This is a genomic window from Serratia sp. SA088 (assembly GCF_049065515.1).
GTDB classification, from domain to species: domain Bacteria; phylum Pseudomonadota; class Gammaproteobacteria; order Enterobacterales; family Enterobacteriaceae; genus Serratia; species Serratia nematodiphila.
Genome location: NZ_JBAKGW010000001.1, coordinates 458,755 through 481,687 on the forward strand (window position 1 = coordinate 458,755; position 22,933 = coordinate 481,687).

The 22,933-nt window shown below is 57.7% G+C and carries 26 protein-coding genes and 1 riboswitch; of the genes, 12 read left to right on the forward strand and 14 right to left on the reverse strand.

What is annotated here, in order from left to right:
* The first annotated feature begins 77 nt into the window (after nt 1-77).
* Nucleotides 78-236 (forward strand): PhoP/PhoQ regulator MgrB, encoded by a 159-nt coding sequence (locus tag ACOWVD_RS02240; RefSeq protein WP_004927688.1) that lies wholly within the window; start codon nt 78-80, stop codon nt 234-236.
* Nucleotides 237-317: 81 nt separating this feature from the next.
* Complete coding sequence (locus tag ACOWVD_RS02245) at nt 318-593, forward strand: YebO family protein (RefSeq protein WP_033640075.1); 276 nt, start codon at nt 318-320, stop codon at nt 591-593.
* Nucleotides 594-632: 39 nt separating this feature from the next.
* Here the strand turns inward: ACOWVD_RS02245 and fos are convergent, their stop codons facing one another.
* Nucleotides 633-1,040, reverse strand: coding sequence for a fosfomycin resistance glutathione transferase (fos, locus tag ACOWVD_RS02250; protein ID WP_049240276.1), 408 nt, complete (start codon nt 1,038-1,040; stop codon nt 633-635).
* 170 nt (nt 1,041-1,210) lie between these two features.
* On the opposite strand from fos, the gene ACOWVD_RS02255 reads away from it, so the two are divergent.
* From ACOWVD_RS02255 to ACOWVD_RS02265, 3 genes are all read left to right on the forward strand, one after another.
* A complete protein-coding gene (locus ACOWVD_RS02255; protein WP_004927682.1) occupies nt 1,211-1,513 on the forward strand; it encodes a phage protein NinX family protein in 303 nt (100 codons plus the stop codon).
* Between the two features lie 74 nt (nt 1,514-1,587).
* Complete coding sequence (locus tag ACOWVD_RS02260; RefSeq protein WP_004927680.1) at nt 1,588-1,824, forward strand: DUF4060 family protein; 237 nt, start codon at nt 1,588-1,590, stop codon at nt 1,822-1,824.
* 175 nt (nt 1,825-1,999) lie between these two features.
* Nucleotides 2,000-3,361, forward strand: a complete 1,362-nt coding sequence (locus ACOWVD_RS02265; protein ID WP_421105407.1) for an amino acid permease — start codon at nt 2,000-2,002, stop codon at nt 3,359-3,361.
* Between the two features lie 46 nt (nt 3,362-3,407).
* Here the strand turns inward: ACOWVD_RS02265 and ACOWVD_RS02270 are convergent, their stop codons facing one another.
* On the reverse strand, nt 3,408-3,698 hold the full coding sequence (locus ACOWVD_RS02270; RefSeq protein WP_004927675.1) for a hypothetical protein: 291 nt from the start codon (nt 3,696-3,698) through the stop codon (nt 3,408-3,410).
* Between the two features lie 219 nt (nt 3,699-3,917).
* On the opposite strand from ACOWVD_RS02270, the gene ACOWVD_RS02275 reads away from it, so the two are divergent.
* Entirely contained in the window at nt 3,918-4,952 is a 1,035-nt protein-coding gene (locus ACOWVD_RS02275) for an MBL fold metallo-hydrolase (RefSeq protein ID WP_015378161.1), read from the forward strand.
* 84 nt (nt 4,953-5,036) lie between these two features.
* On the opposite strand, the gene ACOWVD_RS02280 is transcribed toward ACOWVD_RS02275, so the two are convergent.
* The gene (locus ACOWVD_RS02280; protein ID WP_197799011.1) at nt 5,037-5,327 is read right to left on the reverse strand and encodes a hypothetical protein; all 291 of its coding nucleotides are present in this window, start codon (nt 5,325-5,327) and stop codon (nt 5,037-5,039) included.
* Between the two features lie 306 nt (nt 5,328-5,633).
* On the opposite strand from ACOWVD_RS02280, the gene ACOWVD_RS02285 reads away from it, so the two are divergent.
* Together ACOWVD_RS02285 and cspE are read left to right on the forward strand one after the other, a co-directional pair.
* Nucleotides 5,634-5,750, forward strand: coding sequence for a DUF2627 domain-containing protein (locus ACOWVD_RS02285; RefSeq protein ID WP_002211058.1), 117 nt, complete (start codon nt 5,634-5,636; stop codon nt 5,748-5,750).
* Between the two features lie 41 nt (nt 5,751-5,791).
* Nucleotides 5,792-6,001 carry a transcription antiterminator/RNA stability regulator CspE gene (gene cspE / locus ACOWVD_RS02290; RefSeq protein WP_002221949.1) on the forward strand — a complete coding sequence of 70 codons (210 nt, stop codon included), beginning with the start codon at nt 5,792-5,794 and terminating at the stop codon, nt 5,999-6,001.
* Between the two features lie 52 nt (nt 6,002-6,053).
* On the opposite strand, the gene pgeF is transcribed toward cspE, so the two are convergent.
* Entirely contained in the window at nt 6,054-6,770 is a 717-nt protein-coding gene (gene pgeF, locus ACOWVD_RS02295) for a peptidoglycan editing factor PgeF (RefSeq protein ID WP_004927619.1), read from the reverse strand.
* A 161-nt stretch (nt 6,771-6,931) separates the two neighbouring features.
* Here pgeF and rlmA point away from each other — a divergent pair, with 161 nt between their 5' ends.
* On the forward strand, nt 6,932-7,750 hold the full coding sequence (rlmA, locus tag ACOWVD_RS02300; protein ID WP_049240278.1) for a 23S rRNA (guanine(745)-N(1))-methyltransferase: 819 nt from the start codon (nt 6,932-6,934) through the stop codon (nt 7,748-7,750).
* Nucleotides 7,751-7,813: 63 nt separating this feature from the next.
* Here rlmA and mntP read toward each other — a convergent pair whose 3' ends face one another.
* The 5 genes from mntP to manX form a co-directional block, all read right to left on the reverse strand.
* A complete protein-coding gene (gene mntP, locus ACOWVD_RS02305; protein WP_004927615.1) occupies nt 7,814-8,383 on the reverse strand; it encodes a manganese efflux pump MntP in 570 nt (189 codons plus the stop codon).
* Nucleotides 8,384-8,390: 7 nt separating this feature from the next.
* Nucleotides 8,391-8,578: riboswitch (yybP-ykoY riboswitch) on the reverse strand.
* Nucleotides 8,579-8,796: 218 nt separating this feature from the next.
* Nucleotides 8,797-9,255 (reverse strand): DUF986 family protein, encoded by a 459-nt coding sequence (locus ACOWVD_RS02310; protein ID WP_004927610.1) that lies wholly within the window; start codon nt 9,253-9,255, stop codon nt 8,797-8,799.
* A gap of 54 nt (nt 9,256-9,309) precedes the next feature.
* On the reverse strand, nt 9,310-10,152 hold the full coding sequence (locus ACOWVD_RS02315) for a PTS mannose transporter subunit IID (protein ID WP_015378157.1): 843 nt from the start codon (nt 10,150-10,152) through the stop codon (nt 9,310-9,312).
* A gap of 15 nt (nt 10,153-10,167) precedes the next feature.
* Complete coding sequence (locus ACOWVD_RS02320) at nt 10,168-10,968, reverse strand: PTS mannose/fructose/sorbose transporter subunit IIC (RefSeq protein ID WP_015378156.1); 801 nt, start codon at nt 10,966-10,968, stop codon at nt 10,168-10,170.
* A 56-nt stretch (nt 10,969-11,024) separates the two neighbouring features.
* Nucleotides 11,025-11,984 carry a PTS mannose transporter subunit IIAB gene (gene manX / locus ACOWVD_RS02325; protein ID WP_049240280.1) on the reverse strand — a complete coding sequence of 320 codons (960 nt, stop codon included), beginning with the start codon at nt 11,982-11,984 and terminating at the stop codon, nt 11,025-11,027.
* A 562-nt stretch (nt 11,985-12,546) separates the two neighbouring features.
* Here manX and ACOWVD_RS02330 point away from each other — a divergent pair.
* On the forward strand, nt 12,547-14,091 hold the full coding sequence (locus ACOWVD_RS02330; RefSeq protein ID WP_060559773.1) for a TerC family protein: 1,545 nt from the start codon (nt 12,547-12,549) through the stop codon (nt 14,089-14,091).
* Nucleotides 14,092-14,107: 16 nt separating this feature from the next.
* On the opposite strand, the gene ACOWVD_RS02335 is transcribed toward ACOWVD_RS02330, so the two are convergent.
* The 4 genes from ACOWVD_RS02335 to pabB form a co-directional block, all read right to left on the reverse strand.
* Entirely contained in the window at nt 14,108-15,694 is a 1,587-nt protein-coding gene (locus ACOWVD_RS02335; RefSeq protein ID WP_049240284.1) for an EAL domain-containing protein, read from the reverse strand.
* A gap of 267 nt (nt 15,695-15,961) precedes the next feature.
* Nucleotides 15,962-17,326, reverse strand: a complete 1,365-nt coding sequence (gene sdaA / locus ACOWVD_RS02340) for an L-serine ammonia-lyase (protein ID WP_004927589.1) — start codon at nt 17,324-17,326, stop codon at nt 15,962-15,964.
* A 446-nt stretch (nt 17,327-17,772) separates the two neighbouring features.
* On the reverse strand, nt 17,773-18,351 hold the full coding sequence (locus tag ACOWVD_RS02345; protein ID WP_004927587.1) for a CoA pyrophosphatase: 579 nt from the start codon (nt 18,349-18,351) through the stop codon (nt 17,773-17,775).
* Entirely contained in the window at nt 18,348-19,721 is a 1,374-nt protein-coding gene (pabB, locus tag ACOWVD_RS02350) for an aminodeoxychorismate synthase component 1 (protein ID WP_049240341.1), read from the reverse strand. The genes ACOWVD_RS02345 and pabB overlap by 4 nt, the downstream gene beginning before the upstream one ends.
* A 522-nt stretch (nt 19,722-20,243) precedes the next feature.
* On the opposite strand from pabB, the gene ACOWVD_RS02355 reads away from it, so the two are divergent.
* Together ACOWVD_RS02355 and ACOWVD_RS02360 are read left to right on the forward strand one after the other, a co-directional pair.
* Nucleotides 20,244-21,245 carry a glycosyltransferase gene (locus ACOWVD_RS02355; protein ID WP_048323877.1) on the forward strand — a complete coding sequence of 334 codons (1,002 nt, stop codon included), beginning with the start codon at nt 20,244-20,246 and terminating at the stop codon, nt 21,243-21,245.
* 70 nt (nt 21,246-21,315) lie between these two features.
* Nucleotides 21,316-21,555 (forward strand): YoaH family protein, encoded by a 240-nt coding sequence (locus ACOWVD_RS02360; protein WP_015378151.1) that lies wholly within the window; start codon nt 21,316-21,318, stop codon nt 21,553-21,555.
* A 34-nt stretch (nt 21,556-21,589) separates the two neighbouring features.
* Here ACOWVD_RS02360 and purT read toward each other — a convergent pair whose 3' ends face one another.
* Complete coding sequence (purT, locus tag ACOWVD_RS02365; RefSeq protein WP_004927575.1) at nt 21,590-22,768, reverse strand: formate-dependent phosphoribosylglycinamide formyltransferase; 1,179 nt, start codon at nt 22,766-22,768, stop codon at nt 21,590-21,592.
* Nucleotides 22,769-22,933 lie beyond the last annotated feature (165 nt).

Sequence of the window (22,933 nt, forward strand, 5' to 3'; positions counted from 1 at the left end):
GCCAGAAATCTAAACGGAAAGTTAAACTTCGTTTAACTTCGCTGTGATAACATGCGCGATAGATTACCAAGATAACAATGAGGCTGCTAAATTTGTTACGAAAAAAAATCCTCGTGATAATGACGGCCGTCGCTGCCTGCCTGTTTTTCTACCTGCTGGCGCTGGACAGCTATTGCGACGATGGTGGAAATTTTGCGTTGGGCATCTGTTCGGTGACCCGCTTCGTGCCCTGGTAAGCAATTTTTGGCAGGGATGTTCGCACGGCTGCCGCGAGTGTTAAGATGGCGGCCTGAATTTCGCAGTAGATAGGGTTGTCCATGTACGATTTAGGTTTTGGCCAGAATGGCCTGTTGTCGCTGGCCCTCGCCGCCGTGGCGTTGCTGGCCGGGCTGTGGGTCTGGTTCCTGGTGAACCGCGCCAGCGTGCGCGCCAATGAGCAGATTCGCCTGCTGCAGGAGATTGCCGAGCAACAACGCCAGCAAACGGCGCTGTTGAAGCGTATGGCGCACCGCGCCGGCGCAGACGGCGCCGCTGCTGCTGACGACGATCTCAACCCCGCGCTGGATTTCAAAGGTTTCATCCCCGAACGCTGAGCATGATGCCCCGGCCGACGGCAGCGTCGCCGGGGCGCCTCAGTAAAACACCATGTCCTGATACGGCTTTTCCCGGCATGCCGCCAGGCGGCTGGCCAAATCGCCGGCATGGATCTCCAATTGATGCCCATCGGGATCGAGAAAATAGAGTGATTCACCTTCGCTGCGATTGCTTTTCCACTCTTCGACGCCGGCCTGGCGCAACCGCTCGCTGACCTGCTCAATGTGTTCCGGCGCGACGCTGAAGGCGTAATGGGTGTAATCGCGCTCACGTTGTTGCATGCGCGTTTCATCCAGCGACAGGCATAGCCACAACGGCCCTAACGACAGATAGGCGCCGCCTTGCCAGCGGGCGTGCGGGATAAATCCCAACAGATGACGATAAAAATCGAAGCTGCGATCGATATTGCTGACGGCGAGCGTCAGATGGTTAAGGCCGGTCAACATGCATGCGTTCTCCGGGCGCTGAATAGGGAGAAAAGTTTACGCAGACGCTAAGGAAAGATAAAGGGGATAAAGCATTAGTAGAGATAATGTGAAAACCGGCGGCGCTGTCATAAAACTGTCGTACAGACATCGTAATGTAGCGCGAACCTTACGAAAGATGGATGAAGCCGATGATTAAATGGTACGAAGAAAGCGATGCCGAAGTGAACCGCAGCATTGCGCTGTTGACCGGAGAGAACCCGGACAAGTGGTATCCCTACGGTGGTGTGAAAGGTAAAGATTACTGCAAGAATCCCTCCGATGCCTGGCCGATCATTTGCGCCAACAAAATCAGTCTGAACCCCGACAACCAAAGCGACAGCCCGCAGTGGCAGGCGCGCATGAGCACTCAGGGCGGTGAATGGCAGGCGGACAGCGCCAGCCCGCTGCGCGCGGCGATGATCTGCTTCCTGATGAGCCGACAGGCTAACTGAGTCGAACAATACCGGTGATTGGTAAGAGTTTCTCCTTTTTCTAATAACAGAGCTGTCGTTGGCGGAGGCTGTTTATGAAGCGCATTATCAAAGGTGATAAAAACTTGTCTCATCTGGTGATTGCCCATGCGGCGATCGATCGTCATGCCGAAAGCTTCGGCCAGCGCCGTCAGGGCTGGCCCTCGACCTACCTGATAAAATATCAAAACGATCGCGTGGCGGTGGAAGTGGTCACGCGTAGTCAATCTTATGTCGCCACGCTGATGATCGGCGCGCGCAATCTGACCAAACTGTGCGGTATGCCTGGCTAAACGCTGCCGTTATCCGCTTTCTCGCGGTAAAAAAATCGCGCTCCGGCCTGCCGTCTCGGGGCGCTTCTCCTTGATGCTCACGGGGTTAAGTGTTAAAAAGCCGCCCGCAGATACATTTATTGATTGGTGAAATCTTGGCCGATAACGGCAAGGGTATACGCCATATGAGGATAAGATGGGCGGTCAGCATCAGGATACTCCGCTAAAACGCGGTTTAAAAAACAGACACATACAGCTTATTGCCCTTGGGGGCGCCATCGGTACCGGTTTATTTCTCGGCATTGCGCAAACCATTAAAATGGCCGGCCCCGCCGTGCTGCTGGGCTACGCCATCGGCGGTTTTATCGCGTTTTTAATCATGCGCCAGCTGGGTGAAATGGTGGTGGAGGAGCCGGTCGCCGGCTCTTTCAGTCACTTTGCCTATAAATACTGGGGCGATTTCGCCGGCTTCCTTTCCGGCTGGAACTACTGGGCAATGTTCATTCTGGTCGGCATGGCGGAATTGACCGCCGTCGGCATCTACATTCAGTACTGGTGGCCGGAGATCCCCACCTGGGCCTCCGCCGCGCTGTTTTTCGTGCTGATCAACCTGATTAACCTGGTGAACGTGCGCCTGTACGGCGAAACCGAGTTCTGGTTCGCCATCATCAAGGTGGTGGCGATTGTCGGCATGATCGTCTTCGGCGCCTGGCTGTTGGCCAGCGGTAACGGCGGGCCGCAGGCCAGCATCACCAACTTCTGGCAGCAGGGCGGCTTTATGCCGCACGGCTTCTCCGGGCTGGTGATGGCGATGGCGGTGATCATGTTCTCGTTCGGCGGGCTCGAGATGGTCGGCATCACCGCGGCGGAAGCCGCCGATCCGCGCCGCAGCATTCCCAAAGCCACCAATCAGGTGGTGTACCGCATCCTGATCTTCTATATCGGCTCGCTGACCGTGCTGCTTTCGCTCTATCCGTGGGGGCAAGTGGTGGAGGGCGGCAGCCCGTTCGTGCTGATCTTCCATGCGCTGAACAGCAATCTGGTGGCAACGGTGCTCAACGTAGTGGTATTGACCGCCGCGCTGTCGGTCTACAACAGCGGCGTTTATGCCAACAGCCGCATGCTGTTCGGGCTGGCCAGCCAGGGCAATGCGCCGCAGATGCTGACGCGCGTGAATAAACGCGGCGTGCCGGTGCTGTCCATCGCGCTGTCGGCGTTGATTACTTCAATCGGCGTGCTGATCAACTACCTGATGCCCGGCAAGGCGTTTGAGCTGCTGATGGCGCTGGTGGTGTCAACGTTGGTGATCAACTGGGTGATGATCTGCCTGGCGCACCTGAAGTTCCGTGCCGCCAAGAACCGCCAGGGCGTCATCCCCAGCTTTAAGGCGCTGTGGTATCCGTTCGGCAACTACCTGTGTCTGGCGTTCCTCGGCCTGATTCTGGTGATCATGTATTTCAGCGAAGGGATCCGCATTTCGGTGCTGCTGATGCCGGTATGGGTTGCGGTGCTGTGGTGCGGGTTCATGCTGACGCGCCGTAAAGGCGCCAAGCGTTAATCTGCGTGCTGCGGAGGCGTATTGCCCGCCTCCGCTTCTTTTCTCGTTAGCCGCGCGGCATAAAGGCGCGGCTCTCACCGTGACCCCGCCCCAGCAGTTTCCGGCACAGCAGCAGCAGGGTGCTGATGACGTCGATGGCGACTACGCTTAGCATCAGCAGAGTCAGCATGAAGAACCCAAGCAGCGAACCGCCCAGCAGCACCAACGGTGCAGGCACGCGCAGCCGGCGCAGCTTCATGGCGAAATACATTTTCCAGTATTGCTTCTGCGCCAGCAGCGCGCTGCGAATACGACGCCCCAGGCCGATGCCTGATTTGCGGGATGTAGAACGACTCATAACTTCTCCTTTTCTGTATGCCCTACAAGTCAATCACAAAGATCTTAAGAGAGTCTTAACGGGCTCTTGGCGGCCCTGGCTTTCCACCGGAGTGAGACAACAGCATACGGCAAAAGGTCCCGAGATGCAGCGCACGGCTGACAAAGTGCGAGCTTCATCGGGTTTGTTACACTGAAAGTCATGCCCGTGCAGGGCGCTGTGGTCGGGAGAAAAGGCAGGATGAAAAGAATCAACCGTTATTACGACGCGGCCAAGGCGCATCATACGCCGGAGGGATTTCGCAACCTGGAACCTTCGCGGCGTCAGGAGGGCGATCTTCGGCGTTGGCAAGATGAACGCAAGCGGCAGGGGTTGCCCAGGCCACCGCAGCAGGGTTACGCGCAATTTACCCAGCGCTGGTGGCAACCTGCCGATCTCAGTGGCAGCGACGACAGCGTCTGGTGGTTGGGGCATGCCTCGATGCTATTGCGATTGAGCGGCCGCTATATCCTGATCGATCCGGTATTGTCCGAACGTGCATCGCCGCTGAGCTTTTACGGCCCAAAGCGCAGAACGCCGCCGCCGTTGACGGTGGGGCAACTGCCGGCGGTGGATGTGGTGCTGATCTCCCATAACCATTATGACCACCTCGACAGGCGCACGGTGCGGCAATTGGCGCGGCGTTTCCCACAGGCCGAGTTCATCGTGCCGTTGGGGTTGAAGCGCTGGTTTCGCCGCTACCGGCTGAAGGTGCATGAACTGGACTGGTGGCAGAGCCTGTCACTGGGCGAGCTGACGGTCTATGCCACGCCGGCGCGGCACTGGAGCATGCGCACGCTGTGGGATCGCAATCGCTCGCTGTGGTGCGGGTGGGTGATCCACCATCCGGCGCTACGGTTTTATTTTTCCGGCGACAGCGGTTATTCGGAACGGCTGGCGGAGATCGGTCAACGGCTGGGGCCGTTCGACGTGGCTGCGTTGCCGATCGGCGCCTATGCGCCGCGCTGGTTTATGCAGGAGCAGCATATGGATCCGCAGCAGTCGGTGGCGCTGTATCGCGAACTGAATCAGCCGCGAGCCATTCCCATCCATTGGGGAGTATTTGAATTGGCGGATGAATCGCTGGACGAACCGCCGCAGCAGCTGAACCTGGCCCTGAGCGAGGCGGGGTTGGAGCAGCATCAATTCCTCCCGCTGAAGATTGGCGAGCGCATCGCGTTGCAGGGCTCATCGCCTGCGTTACCTAATCACCCGGCGGCGCAGCGGGATGAATAAAGTCAATGGTTTGAAAGCGCAGCTGTAATTAGCAGAATTGATAAGTGCGGGTGGTAATTCAAATAACCCCCGTATTTTCAGGATTTAATTCAACGTTGAATTTTCGTTATTGATAAGATTATTCCGGCTATTGAGGTTAATGACATTCGGATTATTTATGATGAAACCACAGACAGCGGAAGATGTGCCGGCGCTTTGCATGCTTATGCATCCGTTGTGCAGGGCGGAGACGTCGCCGCCGACCCGTGCGCCGTTCTCGACAGCGCCGTTTGGCGGCAGGGCGGAAAGCCGATGATGAATGGGCTTTTCGGCGGTAAATGGTCGGAGGAGCGATGAATAAATTGGCCCCCGTTCATCGATATTCAGATGTTGCATATCAAATTCCATAAAGATTCAAATTTTTTAACGCTATAAGCGGCAAAAAAGCGGAAATGGTGAGACGCAAAGGCGTCAAGACGATGAAAGTTTTGTTAAAACTCCAGCAGAATGCGGGGTCTGGCGCAGTGATTTTGGCAAGCAGAAAATAGCCGATGCTTCAACATCTTTTGGCCTATTTAAGCAAATGTGGCGCTCGACCGTTTCAAATATGTGCGACATGTCGTTCAGTGATTAAAAATGGCTTGCCATCGCATACAGAGTATGTGATAACGCATCTGGGTAAAACGAGGTACAGTTCTGTATATGTGTGGCATTTTCAGTAAAGAAGTTCTGAGTAAAGACGTTAGCGTTGAATACCGCTTCTCTGCCGATCCTTATCTTAGTGCCTCAAGCAGTAACGACTCTAGTTTGTCTATGTAACGCCCTCGGGCGGTTTAAACAATCCAAAGGAAATACTCAAGATGGCAAAGATCAAAGGTCAAGTTAAGTGGTTCAACGAGTCTAAAGGTTTCGGTTTCATCACCCCGGCTGACGGCAGCAAAGACGTGTTCGTACACTTCTCTGCAATCCAGGGTAACGGCTTCAAAACCCTGGCTGAAGGCCAGAACGTTGAGTTCGAAATCCAAGATGGCCAGAAAGGCCCATCTGCAGTAAACGTTACTGCTATCTAATCAGCGTCAGCTGTACAAAAAGCCCGCCTTCGCGCGGGCTTTTTCGTTTCCGTCATCCGGCGGCGATGATGATGCCGGCGTACTGGTTGCGGCCTTTGATCCCCGGATGCGTCGGATCCTGCGCGCGCCGGTGGCTGTTGCGGCGATAGCTGGTGTATTTGAAGCGCTGCGGCCGCTGTGGGTCGACGTCCGGCGTGCAGATGGTGCAACTGCCGGCGCGGTCAACGGCGGCGAAGCCGAGCGCCGCCAGCTTGTATTCGGCAATTGCGGCCAAATCGAGATGCCGGTAATGCGGGCTGATCAACGTGGCGGGCAGCGGCAGCCGCTGTTTAAAACTCTCCACCAGCGCTTCATCGACTTCGTAGCAGCACGGGCCGGCGGCAGGGCCGATGGAGACGACCCAATCGGCGGTGTCGCCGTCCTGGCGAATGCGTGCTGCCATCTGTTCCAGAATGCCGTCCAGCAGCCCGCGCCAGCCGGCGTGCACCGCAGCGATGGCGCCTCCGTCACGGCGGCTGAACAGCACCGGCAAACAGTCCGCCGTCAGTACGCTGAGCAGAATGCCGGGCTGGCGAGTATAGAAACCATCGGCCTCGCCGCATGCCTGCGCCGGCTGCAGCACATCGACGATGCGGGTGCCGTGCACCTGTTTTTTTTCCGGCAGCGTGGCGCTGTAGGGCAGCAGATGCCCGGGCAGCAGCGCGAGTTTGCTGCCGAAGCCGTGCTGAATGTGGGGCACCGCATCGAGCAGCGCGGAACGATCGCTCATAAGTTATGTTCACCTGCATGAGAAAACAGACTCTCAGTGTAGCCAGCTTTTTCCCCGCTTGACTAGGTGTTGTTGGCGGCGAAAGCGAGCGGGGATGCGCCTTGCATCAAGCCGACGCCTTCTTTAGACTAGCCGCGCCCTGTCTTTCTGGAAGCCCATTCATGTCTTATCACTGCCCCCTGTGTCATCAACCGCTGCATTTTTCATCACAACACTGGCGTTGTGACGGCAATCATCAGTTCGATCAAGCCAAAGAAGGCTACGTGAATCTGCTGCCGGTGCAGCACAAACGATCGAAGCAGCCGGGAGACAGCGCGGAAATGATGCAGGCACGGCGCGCGTTTCTCGACGGTGGATATTATCAGCCGTTGCAAGCGCAGGTAGCCGAGTGGCTGGATTCGGCGCTGGCGGCCGATGCAGGCGCGTTATTGGACATAGGCTGCGGGGAAGGGTATTACACCGCCGCCGTGGCCGCACGGCTGGCCCAGGAGCGCAATATGGCGTTCTATGGGCTGGACGTCGCCAAGGTGGCGATCCGTTATGGCGCCAAACGTTATCCGGCGGTCTCGTTCTGCGTCGCCTCCAGTCACCGTTTGCCGTTCGCCGACGGGGCGCTGGACGCGGTCTTGCGCATTTATGCGCCTTGCAAGGCGGAGGAGCTGGCGCGGGTAGTGAAACCGGGCGGCGTGGTGCTGACGGTTTCGCCGGGCCCGCGTCATCTGTACCAGCTGAAAGAGCAGGTGTACCAGCAGGTGCAGCTGCATGCCGAACAGGATGAACAGTTCGACGGATTCGACTGCGAGCGCAAAGAGGCGCTGGCCTATACGATGACCCTACCGGGCGCGCAGGCCGCCAATCTGCTGCAGATGACGCCGTTCGCCTGGCGCGCTACGCCGGAGGTGCAACAGCGGTTGGCCGAGGGCGGCGAGTTTGTGTGCGAGACGGATTTCGTGTTGGCGTTGTACCGACGTCGCGCTTAAGGGGCCTTGAACTCAGAAACAAAAAAACCTGCCGCGGCAGGTTTTTTTTGCAGTTCGGTCGCCTCAGGCCAGGTAGCCGAGGTGCTCCAGCAGGATGTTGACGCCGATGCCGATCAACACCACGCCGCCGAGAATTTCGGCGCGTTTGCCCAGCAGCGGGCCGATAAAGCGGCCGATCATCATGCCCAACGTTGCCATGATCATGGTGGCGCAGCCGATGGCCATTGCGGTGTGCACGATGTTCACCTGCAGGAAGGCCAGACCGACGCCGATCGCCATGGCGTCCAGGCTGGTCGCGATAGCGGTGGCCACCAATATCCAGAAGCCGTGGCGTTTGACCTTCTCTTCTTCGTCGGGCCTGTTGCGCACCCCTTCGACGATCATGCGCATGCCGAGAATGAACAGCAGCGAGAAGGCGACCCAGTGATCCCATTCCATGATGTATTGGCTGGCGAACAGGCCGATGGCCCAACCGATGAGCGGGGTGATTGCTTCGACCACGCCGAAGATCAGACCGGTGCGGATCGCTTCGCGAAAGCGCGGCTGATGCAGACTGGCGCCTTTGCCGATAGAAGCGGCGAACGCATCCATGGACATGCCGAAAGCGAGAATAAGCGTTGCTGAAAGGTTCATGTGAAATAGCCTCGGCCGGGTGGCTCCATATACACGTAACCCACCCCCAACCAAACGACGGAGTTACGTGTCTATGGTCTCGCCAACCTTACCTGGCTGCCCGCACCACGTTTCATACGGCGAAACGAGTATGTTGATACGGGCGTTTCTGGCGTTTTATTCTCCAGAAACCGGCTACTCCCCAATGACGGCGCAACCATACCATATTATTTTCGGTACCGACAACTTTATTCTGGCGCGATTTTTGTTCTTAATTGAGACTCGTTTTCATTAATCTGATTTCATGTGGGAATATAATGTAGACGCGGGTAACAATGTTGCAGAAATAATAGTCAGAAATGAAATGGCGCTGCCGATTAATTATCCACAGACAGCGCAAGGTTTGAGCGAGAATAAAATTAATTTTCCATTATTTATTGATTATCAACGAAAAAGTTGTATATCTTCTCCAGGTCATCCAGGTGTGTCACCTGAACCAACAGCCGGCGCTGCTCCAGGTCGATGGCCAGAATGCCGTCCTCCGATAAATTCATGGCTTTAATGCGGTTATATTCGACAAAAACATTGGCGAAGAAAAAACCGTGCGCTTTAAACACCATTTTGGGCGAGCGGATATAAGCAATATAGATGGCGAGCAGCGCCAAAGAAATAAGCAGATAAGTGGTTAATAGCGCGCCGTTGGCGGTGACGTTACGGTAAATCAGAATGGCGATCAGGCCGACGAAAATCAGGCTGTCGAGGCGGTTGCGGCGTTTGAGCGGCACTTTGAGCCGCGTTTTGCCTTTCAGCAGATCCATGCCGAATTCGTCGTACAGCGAATACAGCAACAGCAGGGCGATAAACAGCATCAGTACGGCGTCGGTCAGTGACATCTCTTGCTCCACACATAAAAAAGCCGGGGGTTGCCCCCCGGCCGTTTCGAACGATTACAGGCCCAGCAGGCCAATCCAATAGCCAAAGATACCGATGACGAAGAAGCCGATGATGATCCACAGCGCGTTGACTTTCTTGCGCAGCAGCCACATACAGGCGAAGGTCAACAGCAGCGGCACCAGGCCCGGCATCAGCTGGTCGAGGATGGTCTGCACCGTGGTGACGTTGGTATGCCCGGTCTGGTCGGTTATCTTGGACACCACCAGCGGGATATTCACGTGCGTCCACTTGTTGACCAGCGCCCCCATGACAAACAGGCCGAGAATGGACGCTCCTTCCGTCAGTTTCTGCAGGAAGCCGCCGCCCATGTCGTTGACGATATCCACCCCTTTACGGTAACCGTAGGCCACGCCGTAATAGCGGGTCAGCAGGCGCACCAGGTTGAACAGCACGAAGAACAGGATCGGTCCGAGCAGGCTGCCGCTCATGGCAATGCCCGCCCCAAGCGCGGCGAATACCGGCCGCACGGTGCCCCAGAAGATCGGGTCACCGACGCCCGCCAGCGGCCCCATCAAACCAACCTTGATGCCGTTGATTGCGGCGTCGTCGATCGGTGCGCCGTTGGCGCGTTGCTCTTCCATCGCCATGGTTACGCCGAGCACCGGCGCCGCCACGTAAGGGTGGGTGTTGAAGAACTCAAGGTGGCGCTTGATCGCCTGTTTGCGATCGTCATTGTTTTCCGGATACAGGCGGCGGATCACCGGCACCATCGAGAAGCAAAAACCCAGCGCCTGCATGCGTTCGAAGTTCCATGAACCCTGGAACAGGTTCGAGCGCAGGAATACGCCGCGAATATCGGCCGGCGTGAGTTTCTTTTGAGCAGTTGTATCAACCATTTCTCTCACCTATTCCTAGTCGAGTTCGTTATCGAGATCGTTCGCGTTAGCCGGGCCGGCCTGGACAACCTGAGACTTGTTGTATTTCGGGCTGAGCTGGATATACAGCACGGCCATCACCACGCCGATGACGCCGAGCGCCACCAGGTTGAAGTTGGTGAAGGCGGCGGTAACGAAACCGAGATAGAAGAACGGCATCAGGTAGCCGGCGCGCATCATGTTAATCACCATCGCGTAACCGACCACCACGATCATGCCGCCGGCGATGTTCAGGCCGCTGGTGACCACTTCCGGGATCGAGTTGAGCAGGGCGTGCACCCCGGCGGTGCCCACCGAGATGGCGACGATGACTGCCGGGATGGCGATACGCATTGCCTGCAGCAGCAGGGCGCCGACATGGATCCAGCTGATGGCGCGCAGGCTGCCGCGCTCCGCCGCGCTGTCCGCTGCGTGCTGGAAGGCCACGGTGAGGGTTCGCACAATGATGGTTAACACCTGGCCGGCCGCCGCCAGCGGAATGGCCAGGGCGATACCGGCGCCGACGCTTTGCCCACCGGCGATGACCAGGATGGTCGAGATGATGGACGCCAGGGCGGCATCCGGCGCGACCGCCGCACCGATATTCATCCAGCCAAGCGCGATCATTTCCAGCGTACCGCCGATGATGATGCCGGTTTTCATATCGCCGAGAATGAAGCCGATCAGGGTACAGGCGACCAGCGGACGGTGGAACTGGAACTCGTCGAGGACGGAACCCATCCCGGCGATACAGGCAACGATAAATATCAGCACAATCTGAAGAGTGGTGATCTCCATTGCACTTCTCCTATGACCAAAAAAGCTCTGAGTAAAATAATCAGCGGCTGGCGCCACTAATTGAGTTTGTTAATCAGGTCCATCATTTTTAGCCGGCTGTCGGACGAGACCTTACGCACCTCCAGCTCGATACCGCGATCGTTCAGTTTCTTAAACGCTTCGATATCTTTTTCATCGACGGAAACGGCGTTGTTCACCTGGGTTTTCCCCTGGCGGAACGCCATGCCGCCGATATTGACGGATTGAATATCCACGCCGCCCTCCACCAGACGCCAGACGTCGGTCGGATTGGTAAACAACAGCATCACGCGGTCGTTGGCGTATTTGGGGTTGTTCCAGACGCGGATAGCCTTCGCCACGTCCACCACGTGGGCGGTGACGCCCGGCGGGGCCACCTGAGTCAGCAGGGTTTTGCGCACATGATCGGCGGCGACTTCATCGCTGACGACGATAATGCGGCTGACATTGGTCTCTTTGGTCCAGCGGGTAGCCACCTGGCCGTGGATTAAGCGATCATCGATGCGCGCCAGGCCGATTTTCATGTGGTCGTTCGGCCCCAGCGGCGCCTGAGGGGCAGCGGCTTTGGCGACGGGCGCCACGGTTTTTGCAGGTTCTTCCTGCGGTTTTTTCAGCGCTTTCACGCCTTCTCGGCCGGTTTCCAACGCCAGCGCCACCAGTTCATCGAAAGCGGGGTTGTCGTCCCGCGCCATGAAGGTTTCCACCAGCATCGGGATGTTGACCCCGGTGACGACCTCATAGTTTTCTTTGTCGACCGCAATGCGGCTGGCGGCGTTGAACGGGCTGCCGCCCCAGGTATCCACCAGGAACAGCACGCCGCCGCTGGTATCCAATCCACTGATTTTTTCGTTGTATTTGACGATTAACGTTTCGGCATTCTCACCGGGAACGAAGTCTATAAAGGCGACGTTGTCCTGCTCGCCCAATAGCATCTCCGCCGTTTTCAGCAGTTGTTCCGCTGCAGCCCCGTGTGTGCCGATGATAATAGCTATTGCCACTCGCTACCTCCTCGTTGAACTCCAGACGCGGTTTGTGTCGTTTCTCCGCGCCGTCTTGGCAGTCACTTCCGCGGTTCAGATACATTATGGTAGAAAAAAAGAAACGCACGCCTAACATTTCTCACGCAGTATCAAATGCCTGTGCGTGATACTTCACGAACGCGAGATTTATTTTAGTGAGTGAAAAAATATTTTTTGTGACGCTGCTCCGCTATTGAATGCTCGGAGAAATCTTAGCTGTCGCAGACGATATGGCGTGGTGTCACCCTAAACCGCCGTTGAAAAAGCCGCTTTGTCCCCCAGAAAAATCCTGATACAGTAATTTCCTCTTTCATCACTAAGGAGTGAAGGGCCTCAGCCCTCCCTATGGACTGTCACCGAAGTAACTGTTTTTCCAGGTTTCACCCGCCACCTGCTGGCGTTGCATATGCTGTTCGGCCCTTCGGCCATCTCCCGGTAATCCCATCCCGTCACTTTGCTATTGTCGACTGCGCCCATGCAGCGGCGGCATCGTCATGTCTGAGCGGCGTGCGCTCATTCCCACTTTTTTCTGGAGTCTGATATGGAATTTTTAATGGACCCCTCTATTTGGGCGGGGTTGCTTACGCTGGTGGTGCTGGAAATCGTGCTGGGCATCGACAACCTGGTGTTCATCGCCATTTTGGCCGACAAGTTGCCGCCGAAGCAGCGCGATAAAGCGCGCATCATCGGCCTGTCGCTGGCATTGCTGATGCGTTTGGGCCTGCTGTCTGTTATCTCCTGGATGGTAACCCTGACCACGCCGCTGTTCAGCGTCGGCGATTTCAGCTTCTCCGGCCGCGATTTGATCCTGCTGTTCGGCGGGGTATTCCTGCTGTTCAAGGCCACCATGGAGCTGCATGAACGGCTGGAAGGGCAGACGCACCAGGATGGCGCCAACCGCGGCTACGCCAAGTTCTGGGCGGTGGTGGTGCAAATCGTGATCCTTGACGCGGTGTTTTCGCTCGATGCGGTGATTACCGCCGTGGGCATGGTGAACGATCTGCCGGTGATGATGGCGGCGGTGGTGATTGCGATGGCGGTGATGCTGCTGGCGTCCAAACCGTTGACCAACTTCGTCAACGCGCACCCGACCATTGTGGTGTTGTGCCTGAGCTTCCTGTTGATGATCGGTCTGAGCCTGATCGCCGAAGGCTTCGGCTTGCATATTCCTAAAGGCTATCTGTACGCCGCGATCGGCTTCTCGATCCTGATTGAATTGTTCAATCAGATCGCGCGTCGCAACTTTATCAAGCATCAGGCGCGTCGCCCGATGCGCGAGCGCACCGCGGAAGCGATCATGCGCCTGATGGGGCAGCAGCGCGCGCAGCAGGCGGACGATGCGGTCGCCTTGCCGCGGGATGAAACCTTTGCGGCGGAAGAGCGTTATATGATCAGCGGCGTGCTGACGCTGGCCTCGCGCTCATTGCGCAGCGTGATGACGCCGCGCACTGACATCTCCTGGGTCGACTGCGAGCGCTCCCGTGAGGAGGTGCGCGCACAGTTGCTGGATACGCCGCACAGCCTGTTCCCGGTGTGTCGCGATTCTGTGGATGAGATCGTCGGCGTGGTACGCGCCAAGGATCTGCTGGTGGCGCTGGAGCAAGGGGACGATATCGCCGAGTTTGCCGCCCGCACGCCGCCGATCGTGGTGCCGGAAACCATGGATGTCATCAAGCTGCTGGCGGTGCTGCGCCGCGCCAAAGGGCGTCTGGTGGTGGTCACCAACGAGTTCGGCGTGGTGCAGGGGCTGGTGACGCCGCTGGATGTGCTGGAAGCGATTGCCGGCGAGTTCCCGGACGAAGATGAAACGCCGGATATCGTGGCGGAAGGCGACGGCTGGCTGGTCAAAGGCGGGACCGACCTGCACTCGCTGGAACAGGCGCTGGCCTGCGATGACCTGGTCAGCCCAACCGCAGACTACGCCACTCTGGCGGGGCTGCTGTTAGCCCACTACGGCCAGATGCCGGTGGTGGGGGACACCATTGAACTGAACCACCTGCGTTTCGATATTGTCGAGGTCTCCGACTATCGCATCGAGCTGGTGCGTGTCACCCGTGTCGTCTTCGACGAACCGGCGCATTCGTAACCCACCCGCCGGAGGCTCAGGCCTCCGGCGTATTCTCTTCCGTTTTCCTGACGCGCGATTCGTACTGCTGCAACCACAGCGGGAAAACGTGGATCGGCATCGGCTTGGCGAAATAATACCCCTGCAGGGCATTGACCTCGCGTGAGCGCAGATAGTCGGCCTGTTCCGCCGTTTCTACCCCTTCAGCCACCAGCTTCAGCTTCAGGCGCTGCGCCAGCGTAATGATGGTGTCGGTCACCGTGGCGTTGACCGCGTCGGTGCCGATGGCCGCGGTAAATCCGCGGTCGATCTTTAACACGTCCGGGCTAAGGTTCTTCAGGTAGCTCAGCGAGCTGTGGCCGGTGCCGAAATCGTCGATGGCCAGCATGATCCCCATGTCTTTCAGCGTCCGGATCTGGTCATGCTGGATCGCCGACAGCGCGGTGCGCTCGGTCAACTCCAGCATCAGTGACGGCATCGGATGCGCCGGCAGCCAAATCCGGCGGATATCGTCGATGATGTTGAGCGTTTTAAAGTGTTCGGCGGCGACGTTGATGCTGATGTAGAACGACGGTCGCGGCGGGAACAGCTGCAGATTTTCCGTCACGGTGTGCATCAGATAACGGGTCAGCGGAATGATCAGCTCATGCTGCTCGGCCAGCGGAATAAACACGTCGGGGGAGATCCACCCTTGTCGCTTCTTTTTCCAGCGCAGCAGCATCTCGACGCCGGCGCAGCGCCCGGTGTCGCTATGGATGATGGGCTGGCAATAGACGCGGAACTCGCGATGGGTGATGGCATGGCCGATGTGATAAGACAGGCTCATGCGGTTAGCGGTGAGCAGATAGACCACATAGGCGGCCAACAGGCTGATCAGCAGCGCCAGCGGGATATGGCGCGGCAGTGCGGAAAGCGCCAGCATGCCGATCTGCGGGCCGAACAGCGAAATCGAGAACGGGTATAGCGCAGAGCCGGCGGTGTAGCGCAGATCGTTGGTCAGGGTGTCGCGGCTCAGGATTTCGCGTCGGCCGTATTCCAGGCTGCTGTCAGCCACGTTCAGCACCACGCGCTGAACGTAAGGCTCCTGCGGCTCGAGTAAAAAGTTGGACAGCAGCTCGATATTAAACACGTGCAGCACGCCGCTGGTTTTATCGTGGGGGGATGGCGTCCACATCACCAGCGTGGGCAGGCCTTTGCTCACCGCCAGCGAGGGGCGCAGCGCCAGTCTGGCGTTGCTGTTGACGAAGGTCGGCATTACCGCGGCCAGCTGATAATGACGGGAACCAAACAGGCTGGAGCAGTAAATAATGCCGTTTTTTACGAGCAACATGGCGCGTAGCGCCTGATTCTGCGCGGCGCGAAAGCGCAGGGTCGACGAAACGTTCTCGCAGGGCTGGTCCAGCATGTCCATGCTGCGCTCCGCCTGCAGCTGAGCCGGCGTCAACAACTGGTTGAGCTTGCCGACGGTGCGGGTGGCCAATGTCTGCTGGCTCAGCTCGATACTTTTGACCTCTTGATAGTAACGGGTATACAGCGATACCAACAGAATAGCCGCGCCCACCGCTCCGGCCAGCAGCCAACGGTAATAACGATATCGGGACGCGGCGAGGTGGGTCATCAACATCCGGTAAATCCTTGTTCGGTAATCCAGTCCGAGTCACGGTCAGGTCATAGATCCTTAAGTTACGCTCGGCTAATTCTAGCCTGAGGTTATACAAGATTGATGGTAACTCAGTAAATTATTTCGATTTGGCAAAACAGAAGGTCAATTTGCAGGCTAACCGCCGGATCGATGAGAGAAATGCAGAATATTTTCTGGTGACATTGTCACAAAATGCGGCCAATAAATTGATTACCCATAAAAAACCCCGCCGGGTGGCGGGGTTGTCTGTCAGTCGCATTGCACCTTGATTGCCAGGCCGCCGCGTGACGTTTCGCGGTACTTGGCGTTCATGTCTTTGCCGGTTTCGTACATGGTCTCGATCACCTTATCCAGCGAAACGCGCGGCTCGCTGGTGCGGCGCAGGGCCATGCGGGCTGCGTTGATCGCCTTGACCGAAGCGATGGCGTTGCGCTCAATGCACGGCACCTGCACCTGGCCGGCGACCGGGTCACAGGTCAGACCCAGGTTGTGTTCCATGCCGATCTCCGCCGCCACACAGACCTGCTCAGGGCTGCCGCCCAGCAGTTCGGCCAGACCGGCCGCCGCCATGGAGCAGGCAACGCCGACTTCACCCTGGCAACCGACTTCGGCGCCGGAAATGGAGGCGTTCATCTTGTACAACGCGCCGATCGCACCCGCCGCCATAAAGTAGCGGATGTAGATATCCGGGCTGACGGACTCGATGAAGTGATCGTAGTAAGCCAGCACCGCAGGCACGATGCCGCAGGCGCCGTTGGTCGGCGCGGTGACCACGCGGCCGCCGGCGGCGTTTTCTTCGTTAACCGCCAGCGCGAACATGTTGACCCAGTCGATCACGTTCATCGGATCGCTGGACAGTTTGTCCGACGCCACCAGCATGCGGCGCAGCGCGGAGGCACGGCGCGGTACGCGCAGCGGCCCCGGCAGTACGCCTTCGGTGTTCAGACCGCGATCGATACAGGCGCGCATGGTTTGCCAGACGTTGCCGAAGTAGGTCTCGATCTCTTGCTTGCTGTGCAGCGCCAGTTCGTTCTGCATCACCATGCCGGACAGCGACAGGCCGGTCTCGCGGCAGTGGTCGAGCATTTCGCGCGCGGAGTTGAACGGATATGGCATTTGCAGTTCTTGCTCGGCGGCCTTGCCGAAATTCTCCTCGTCGACGATGAAACCGCCGCCGATAGAGTAATAGGTCTTGCTGTACACTTCTTTATCGCCGGCGAAGGCGTGGATCTGCATGCCGTTTTCGTGCAGCGGCAGGTTGTCGCTGCGGAAGACCATGCCGCCGTCGCGCGGGAAATCGACTTCATGCAGGCCGTTGGCCAGCATCAGGCGTTGACGTTGTTCTACATCGCGAATAAAACCCGGAATGCTATCGATATCGACGGTGTCCGGCATGTTGCCGGCCAGGCCGAGAATGATGGCGATATCGGTATGATGACCTTTGCCGGTCAATGAGAGTGAGCCGTAAACGTCTACGGCAACACGCGTGATAGAAGGCATCAGGCCTTTATTTACCAGATCGTCGACAAACTGTTTGCCGGCTTTCATCGGTCCAACAGTATGAGAGCTGGACGGGCCGATGCCGATCTTAAACATGTCGAAAACGCTAATCACGCTAAAACTCCTTAAAGAGACGTATTGTTATGGCTGCGGCGGTCAAAAACCGCGCAGGGAACAGCGATATTGTAAAAGGGCCGTGCGGGTTCGGCTGCCTTTTTCGCATGAAATTAAATAATCCGTGGTGTCGCTTTTTTTACTGATTACCCGGGGCGACCCCTTGTGCGGGGTATCCGCTTTCGCCCAAGCTCCATTAGCGGTAATCGCGTCAGCTTTCCGTGCTGAACGCCGCCGGCTTAATCCCTGTTTCTACAGTGGTTTATCTCGGACGGTGGTATTTTACAGGTATTTCGTAAGGTTTAAGAGAGGGTTTACAGTTTTTTTAAAACCATTCAAACGGAACGGTAGTTGAAAAAGCGATCAAATGAAGTGATAGCGATCGCTTTACCCGCCGCGGAGGTCGGCAACCGTGCCAGATTGCGAGTCAGATCACGTAATGCGGGCTAAATACTGACCTGTTGCGCCAGGCGCCGAATGATAGCGGCGGTCAGCCCCCAGATAAACTGGCTGTGATACCAGGAGAGGTAGATGCGGTGCGTATGGCCGGCGCGATGAATATCCAGCGGATAGTAACGCGACAGGGTCAGCGCTTCCCGCAGGGGCATCTCGAACACGTCCGCCACTTCGCCTTCATTGGCGTGGAACTGCACGTCCGGCGGGATGAGGCCGACGATAGGGGTAACCTGAAATCCGGTGCTGCTGTCGAGCGGCGCCATTTGGCCGAGGACAGTCACCGCTTGCGGCGGTATCGCCACTTCTTCCTGCGCTTCTCGCAGCGCCGTGACGATCGCCGATCCGTCTTCGGCGTCGGTTTTGCCGCCGGGGAAGGCCACTTGACCGGCATGTTTGCGCAGCGAGTCGGCACGGCGGGTCAACAGCAGCGTCGGCTCGGCGCGGCAGACGATCGGGATCAGCACCGCCGCCGGGCGCACATGGTGCGAAATCTGCGTCGCCTGTGGCAGCTGCAGTTGAAAACGGCTGATAAAGGCGTGCAGTGAGGCCGGTGAGTTCGATGGGATCACGACAGGGCATACTCCCCTAACTGCGGCAAAATGCGGCCGACCTTGTCGAAGGTCTCCTGGTATTCCGCCTGCTCCTGGCTGTCCGCCACGATGCCGCCGCCGGCGGAGCAGTGGATGCGACCGTTTTCGGTGACGAGCGTGCGAATGGTGATATTGGTGTCCATGGTGCCGCAGGCGCTCAGGTAACCGATGCTGCCGCAATAGGCATTGCGGCGCTGCGGCTCCAACTCTTCGATGATTTCCATCGCGCGCACCTTGGGCGCGCCGGTGATCGAACCGCCGGGGAAGCAGGCGCGCAGCAGTTCGGCCGCCGAGGTATGGTTTGGCAGGGTCGCGGTGATGGTGCTCACCAGGTGATGCACGGCGGGGAACGGCTCCACGGCGAACAGTTCCGGCACCCGTACGCTGCCAGGCTGGGCGACGCGGCCGATATCGTTGCGCAGCAGATCGACGATCATCAGATTTTCAGCGCGATCCTTGGGTGAATCGGCCAAACGGCGAGCCTGCGCGGCGTCCTGTTCCGCGTCCGCCAGCCGCGGCAGCGTGCCCTTGATCGGGCGGGTTTGGATACGCTGCTGCTCCAGCCACAGGAAGCGCTCGGGAGAGACGCTCAGTACGCTGTTGTGCGGCAAGCGCAGGAAGGCCGAGAACGGCGCGCGGTTGCAGGCGCTCAGGCGGCAGAACGCCTGCCATTCATCCCCCTGATAGTCGGCGGAGAATCGTTGTGCCAGATTAATTTGGTAACAGTCGCCGCTGCGCAGGTAGTGCTGAATACGTTGGAATTTCTCGCCGTATTGTCGCCGGCTCATATTGGCGCGCCAGTCGCTCAGCAGCGTGAAAGGGCGTTCTGCAGGTGCGGTTTGGCTATTGAGCCAGCGCCAGCGCTGCTCCACATCGCCATAGCTGAGCAGCGTCAGGGTTTGCAATTGGTGGTCGGCGATCGCCGCCCAGTCATAAATGCCCACTGCCATATCCGGTAAAGCGAGGTCGGCTTCGGCCAACTGCGGCAGGGTTTCCACCCGCCGCCCAAGATCGTAGCCGAACAGTCCCAGAGCTCCGCCCTGAAACGGCAGGTCCGGATTAAACGCCGGCTGCCAGCCTTGCGCCGCCAGTTGCTGCTGCAGCAAGGAGAACGGATCTTCCTGCGACTGAATGGTGACGCCGTCACTTTCGATTTGCGTGTCGGCACCCTGGGTGGTGAGTGTCACGCGCGGTTGTGCGACCAGGATATCGAAGCGGTTGTGCGAATGGTCGGCAAAGCCCGAATGCAGCAGCATCGCCCAAGGCTGCGATGAAAGCGGGGCGAAAAGCGTCATCAGGGCACGGCGGCTGTAGGGCAAAGATTTTATGTTTGGGGCGGTTACGCTCATGAACGTCAATAAACCTGGCTGTGAGGACGGCGATATCTGGCGGCTAGTGTGCCATAGACGGCCACGTCATGCATGTTTTGCCATGCGCGACATGCAGCACAGTTCACATAAACGGCAGCTCAATAAACCTGAAATAAGGCATTTTTTGCGCCATTGATTATACTTCGATATGTTAAAAATTTAACGTCAAATGCACTGGAAGCCTATTCATCGAGGGCGCAATACCCGAGAAATATAAAAAAAGATTCGTTAATTTCATAAATTTATTATTTCTGCTTGTTATTAGAAGCGGGGGGGATGTTGCTATGCCCGATTTTAGCAACGTCGCCGCCCTTTGGAATTAATGGCTTAATTACTCAGCGCTTTTCTGGCGCGGGTTTGAGAAAGAAAGGCCAGTTCGGTCCCATTAGCCAGCGCGGGAATTTGCAGTGTTTCACGCTTATCCCAAGCCTACGCAGGCCGAATGAGTCTTTTAGAAAAATAAAATTATTATTTTGTTACATTATCATTGAAGAGCTGACTATGTCGTTAATGCTGAGCGTGATCGTCCCGATGCACAATGCGGGGGAATTATTGGAGCCTTTCCTGGCCTCGCTGCTGGCCCAGCGCGAGCAACGGTTGGAGGTGATCATCGTCAACGATGGTTCCACTGACGGTTCAGGAGAGATTGCGCACCGTTACGCGGCGGTACATCCGCATATTCGTGTGATCGATCAGGCCAATGCCGGTGTTTCTAACGCGCGTAATGCCGGGCTTGCCGTTGCACAAGGTAAATATGTGGCGTTTCCCGATGCCGACGACTTGCTGGCGCCGGAGATGTATTCCACGCTGCTGGAACAGGCGGAAAAACACCAATTAGACGTGATGCAATGTAATGGCGAGCGCTATTTCACCAGCCAAGATGAATTGCAGCCGATTTTTCCCGAGGCGCGTTTGCGTACCACCGATGTTATCAGTGGCGTGCAGTGGTTTGAACGTGCGCTGAAATCGCGAAAGTTTATTCACGTTGTATGGCTGGCAATATATCGCCTCGACTTTATTCGCCAGCATCGGCTTTATTTCGAGCCGGGGTTACATCACCAGGATATTCCCTGGACGACAGAAGTCATGTTTAATGCCAAACGAGTCAAATATTTAAGTACGCCGCTGTACCGTCAACGGGTGCACGACAAGTCGATCAGTAATCGTCGTCGCATCGGTAAGGCGAACGTGGAGTATCAACGCCACTATATGAAAATCGTCGAAATGCTGGAGCGGCTCAACCAGCGCTATGCGGGCACTATCGTCATTCGTCCGGCTTTCCATTGGCAAATCACCCGCGAAGCGCTGGGCATTTGCCACAGCATTCGTCGCGAGCCGGAACCGGCCGCTCAGAGTCAGATCACCGAAGAGTTCTATCAGCGCGGTATCGATAGAGCGATGTTCGCCAATGCGCGCGGCCTGAAGCAGGGGTGGCATGTCATGCTGTGGCGGCATCGCCTGAAGCAGTGGCGCAACGATAACGGCTGTTCGCAACCGGCCTGACGCACCAGACGTTGGGATCCGCCGCGTTAGCGCGTATACTCCTTCTCCCTTTTGCCGGAGAGAACGACACATGCATGCAGGTATGCCATTACTGAATCACGCGGAGCAGCAGGAAGCGGCGGATCGCATCCATCAACTGATGGAGCAGGGCATGAGCAGCGGTGAGGCCATTGCTCGCGTTGCGCAGGAAATTCGCGAGAAGCATCAGGGTGCTCAGGTTGCGGTATTGTTCGATGACGAAGACGAGCAACATGAGGCCGCACCGGAGGCGTCGCGGGATGACGATGCTGAAGAAGACGAAGACTATTGACGTTATCGGGGCCGCGCAAGCGGCCCCGTGAGTATCAGCCGTTGACCGTCACGGCGGCGGCGGCTTGTTTCGCTTGCTCCACCGCCAGTTCCGTCGTGTTGGCCGTCGCCAGCGCTACGCCCAGACGACGTTGCCCGGCGATCTCCGGTTTGCCGAACAGGCGCAGCTGGTTGTGCCCGCGCAGCGCATTTTCCAGTCCGCTGAAACGCACATCGCTGCTGGTGAGCTGCGGCAGGATCACCGCCGAAGCGGAAGGGCCGAACTGGCGGATGGCGCCAATCGGCAACCCGAGAAACGCGCGAACGTGCAGGGCGAACTCGGACAGATCCTGTGAGATCAACGTAACCATGCCGGTATCGTGCGGCCGCGGAGACACTTCGCTGAAGATCACGTCGTCGCCGCAGACGAACAGCTCCACGCCGAACAGGCCGAACCCGCCCAGGGCTTTCACCACCTTCTCCGCAATAGCCTGAGCACGGCTCAACGCCGTGGCTGACATGCGCTGCGGTTGCCAGGATTCGCGATAATCTCCGTCTTCCTGACGATGGCCGATCGGCTCGCAGAAATGTACGCCGTCCACGGCGCTGATGGTCAGCAACGTAATTTCAAAATCAAATCTTACCAACCCTTCGACGATCACCCGGCCGCCGCCGGCGCGTCCACCCTGTTGCGCGTAATCCCAGGCGCTTTGCAGCTGTTCAGGCGCGCGGATCAGGCTTTGTCCTTTGCCGGAAGAACTCATCACCGGTTTGACGATGCACGGGTAGCCGATGTGTTCGACCGCCTGCCGGAAAGCCGCTTCGCTGTCGGCAAAGCGATAGCTGGAGGTGGGCAGGCCAAGTTCTTCCGCCGCCAGACGGCGGATGCCTTCGCGGTTCATGGTCAGGCGCGTGGCTTCGGCGCAGGGCACCACGCGGTGGCCCTGACGTTCAAGCTCCACCAGCATGGCGGTGGCGATCGCTTCGATTTCGGGAACGATATAGTCCGGCCGCTCTTGTTCGATAACGGCTTTCAACGCGTCACCGTCCAGCATATTGATGACGTGACTGCGGTGCGCCACATGCATGGCGGGGGCGTCGGCATAGCGATCGACGGCGATCACTTCCAGACCGAGGCGCTGGCATTCAATGGCGACTTCTTTACCCAGCTCCCCGGAGCCGAGCAACATAACGCGGGTGGCGGAAGGGCGCAGGGCGGTTCCAATCGTTAACATAGTTTCGTACCTGGATCGGTGAAAGTAAGCGGATTGATGATCGGCGGGCAGTATATACGAAAACGATTGCGTTCACAGCCGCCGCGCCAGGTTTGTTGCTAACTTACTGTTTTTATAACAAGCAGAAATATTTGCCCTGCCTGGGCGATTGTGCGTTAATAAGCG

What these genes read in the sequence shown, in the direction of transcription:
- ACOWVD_RS02240 (WP_004927688.1), top strand. Translation starts at nt 78, where the DNA reads ATGAGGCTGCTAAATTTGTTACGAAAAAAAATCCTCGTGATAATGACG.
- ACOWVD_RS02245 (WP_033640075.1), top strand. Translation starts at nt 318, where the DNA reads ATGTACGATTTAGGTTTTGGCCAGAATGGCCTGTTGTCGCTGGCCCTC.
- fos (WP_049240276.1), bottom strand. Translation starts at nt 1,040, where the DNA reads ATGTTGACCGGCCTTAACCATCTGACGCTCGCCGTCAGCAATATCGAT.
- ACOWVD_RS02255 (WP_004927682.1), top strand. Translation starts at nt 1,211, where the DNA reads ATGATTAAATGGTACGAAGAAAGCGATGCCGAAGTGAACCGCAGCATT.
- ACOWVD_RS02260 (WP_004927680.1), top strand. Translation starts at nt 1,588, where the DNA reads ATGAAGCGCATTATCAAAGGTGATAAAAACTTGTCTCATCTGGTGATT.
- ACOWVD_RS02265 (WP_421105407.1), top strand. Translation starts at nt 2,000, where the DNA reads ATGGGCGGTCAGCATCAGGATACTCCGCTAAAACGCGGTTTAAAAAAC.
- ACOWVD_RS02270 (WP_004927675.1), bottom strand. Translation starts at nt 3,698, where the DNA reads ATGAGTCGTTCTACATCCCGCAAATCAGGCATCGGCCTGGGGCGTCGT.
- ACOWVD_RS02275 (WP_015378161.1), top strand. Translation starts at nt 3,918, where the DNA reads ATGAAAAGAATCAACCGTTATTACGACGCGGCCAAGGCGCATCATACG.
- ACOWVD_RS02280 (WP_197799011.1), bottom strand. Translation starts at nt 5,327, where the DNA reads ATGCAACATCTGAATATCGATGAACGGGGGCCAATTTATTCATCGCTC.
- ACOWVD_RS02285 (WP_002211058.1), top strand. Translation starts at nt 5,634, where the DNA reads ATGTGTGGCATTTTCAGTAAAGAAGTTCTGAGTAAAGACGTTAGCGTT.
- cspE (WP_002221949.1), top strand. Translation starts at nt 5,792, where the DNA reads ATGGCAAAGATCAAAGGTCAAGTTAAGTGGTTCAACGAGTCTAAAGGT.
- pgeF (WP_004927619.1), bottom strand. Translation starts at nt 6,770, where the DNA reads ATGAGCGATCGTTCCGCGCTGCTCGATGCGGTGCCCCACATTCAGCAC.
- rlmA (WP_049240278.1), top strand. Translation starts at nt 6,932, where the DNA reads ATGTCTTATCACTGCCCCCTGTGTCATCAACCGCTGCATTTTTCATCA.
- mntP (WP_004927615.1), bottom strand. Translation starts at nt 8,383, where the DNA reads ATGAACCTTTCAGCAACGCTTATTCTCGCTTTCGGCATGTCCATGGAT.
- ACOWVD_RS02310 (WP_004927610.1), bottom strand. Translation starts at nt 9,255, where the DNA reads ATGTCACTGACCGACGCCGTACTGATGCTGTTTATCGCCCTGCTGTTG.
- ACOWVD_RS02315 (WP_015378157.1), bottom strand. Translation starts at nt 10,152, where the DNA reads ATGGTTGATACAACTGCTCAAAAGAAACTCACGCCGGCCGATATTCGC.
- ACOWVD_RS02320 (WP_015378156.1), bottom strand. Translation starts at nt 10,968, where the DNA reads ATGGAGATCACCACTCTTCAGATTGTGCTGATATTTATCGTTGCCTGT.
- ACOWVD_RS02330 (WP_060559773.1), top strand. Translation starts at nt 12,547, where the DNA reads ATGGAATTTTTAATGGACCCCTCTATTTGGGCGGGGTTGCTTACGCTG.
- ACOWVD_RS02335 (WP_049240284.1), bottom strand. Translation starts at nt 15,694, where the DNA reads ATGTTGATGACCCACCTCGCCGCGTCCCGATATCGTTATTACCGTTGG.
- pabB (WP_049240341.1), bottom strand. Translation starts at nt 19,721, where the DNA reads ATGAGCGTAACCGCCCCAAACATAAAATCTTTGCCCTACAGCCGCCGT.
- ACOWVD_RS02355 (WP_048323877.1), top strand. Translation starts at nt 20,244, where the DNA reads ATGTCGTTAATGCTGAGCGTGATCGTCCCGATGCACAATGCGGGGGAA.
- ACOWVD_RS02360 (WP_015378151.1), top strand. Translation starts at nt 21,316, where the DNA reads ATGCATGCAGGTATGCCATTACTGAATCACGCGGAGCAGCAGGAAGCG.
- purT (WP_004927575.1), bottom strand. Translation starts at nt 22,768, where the DNA reads ATGTTAACGATTGGAACCGCCCTGCGCCCTTCCGCCACCCGCGTTATG.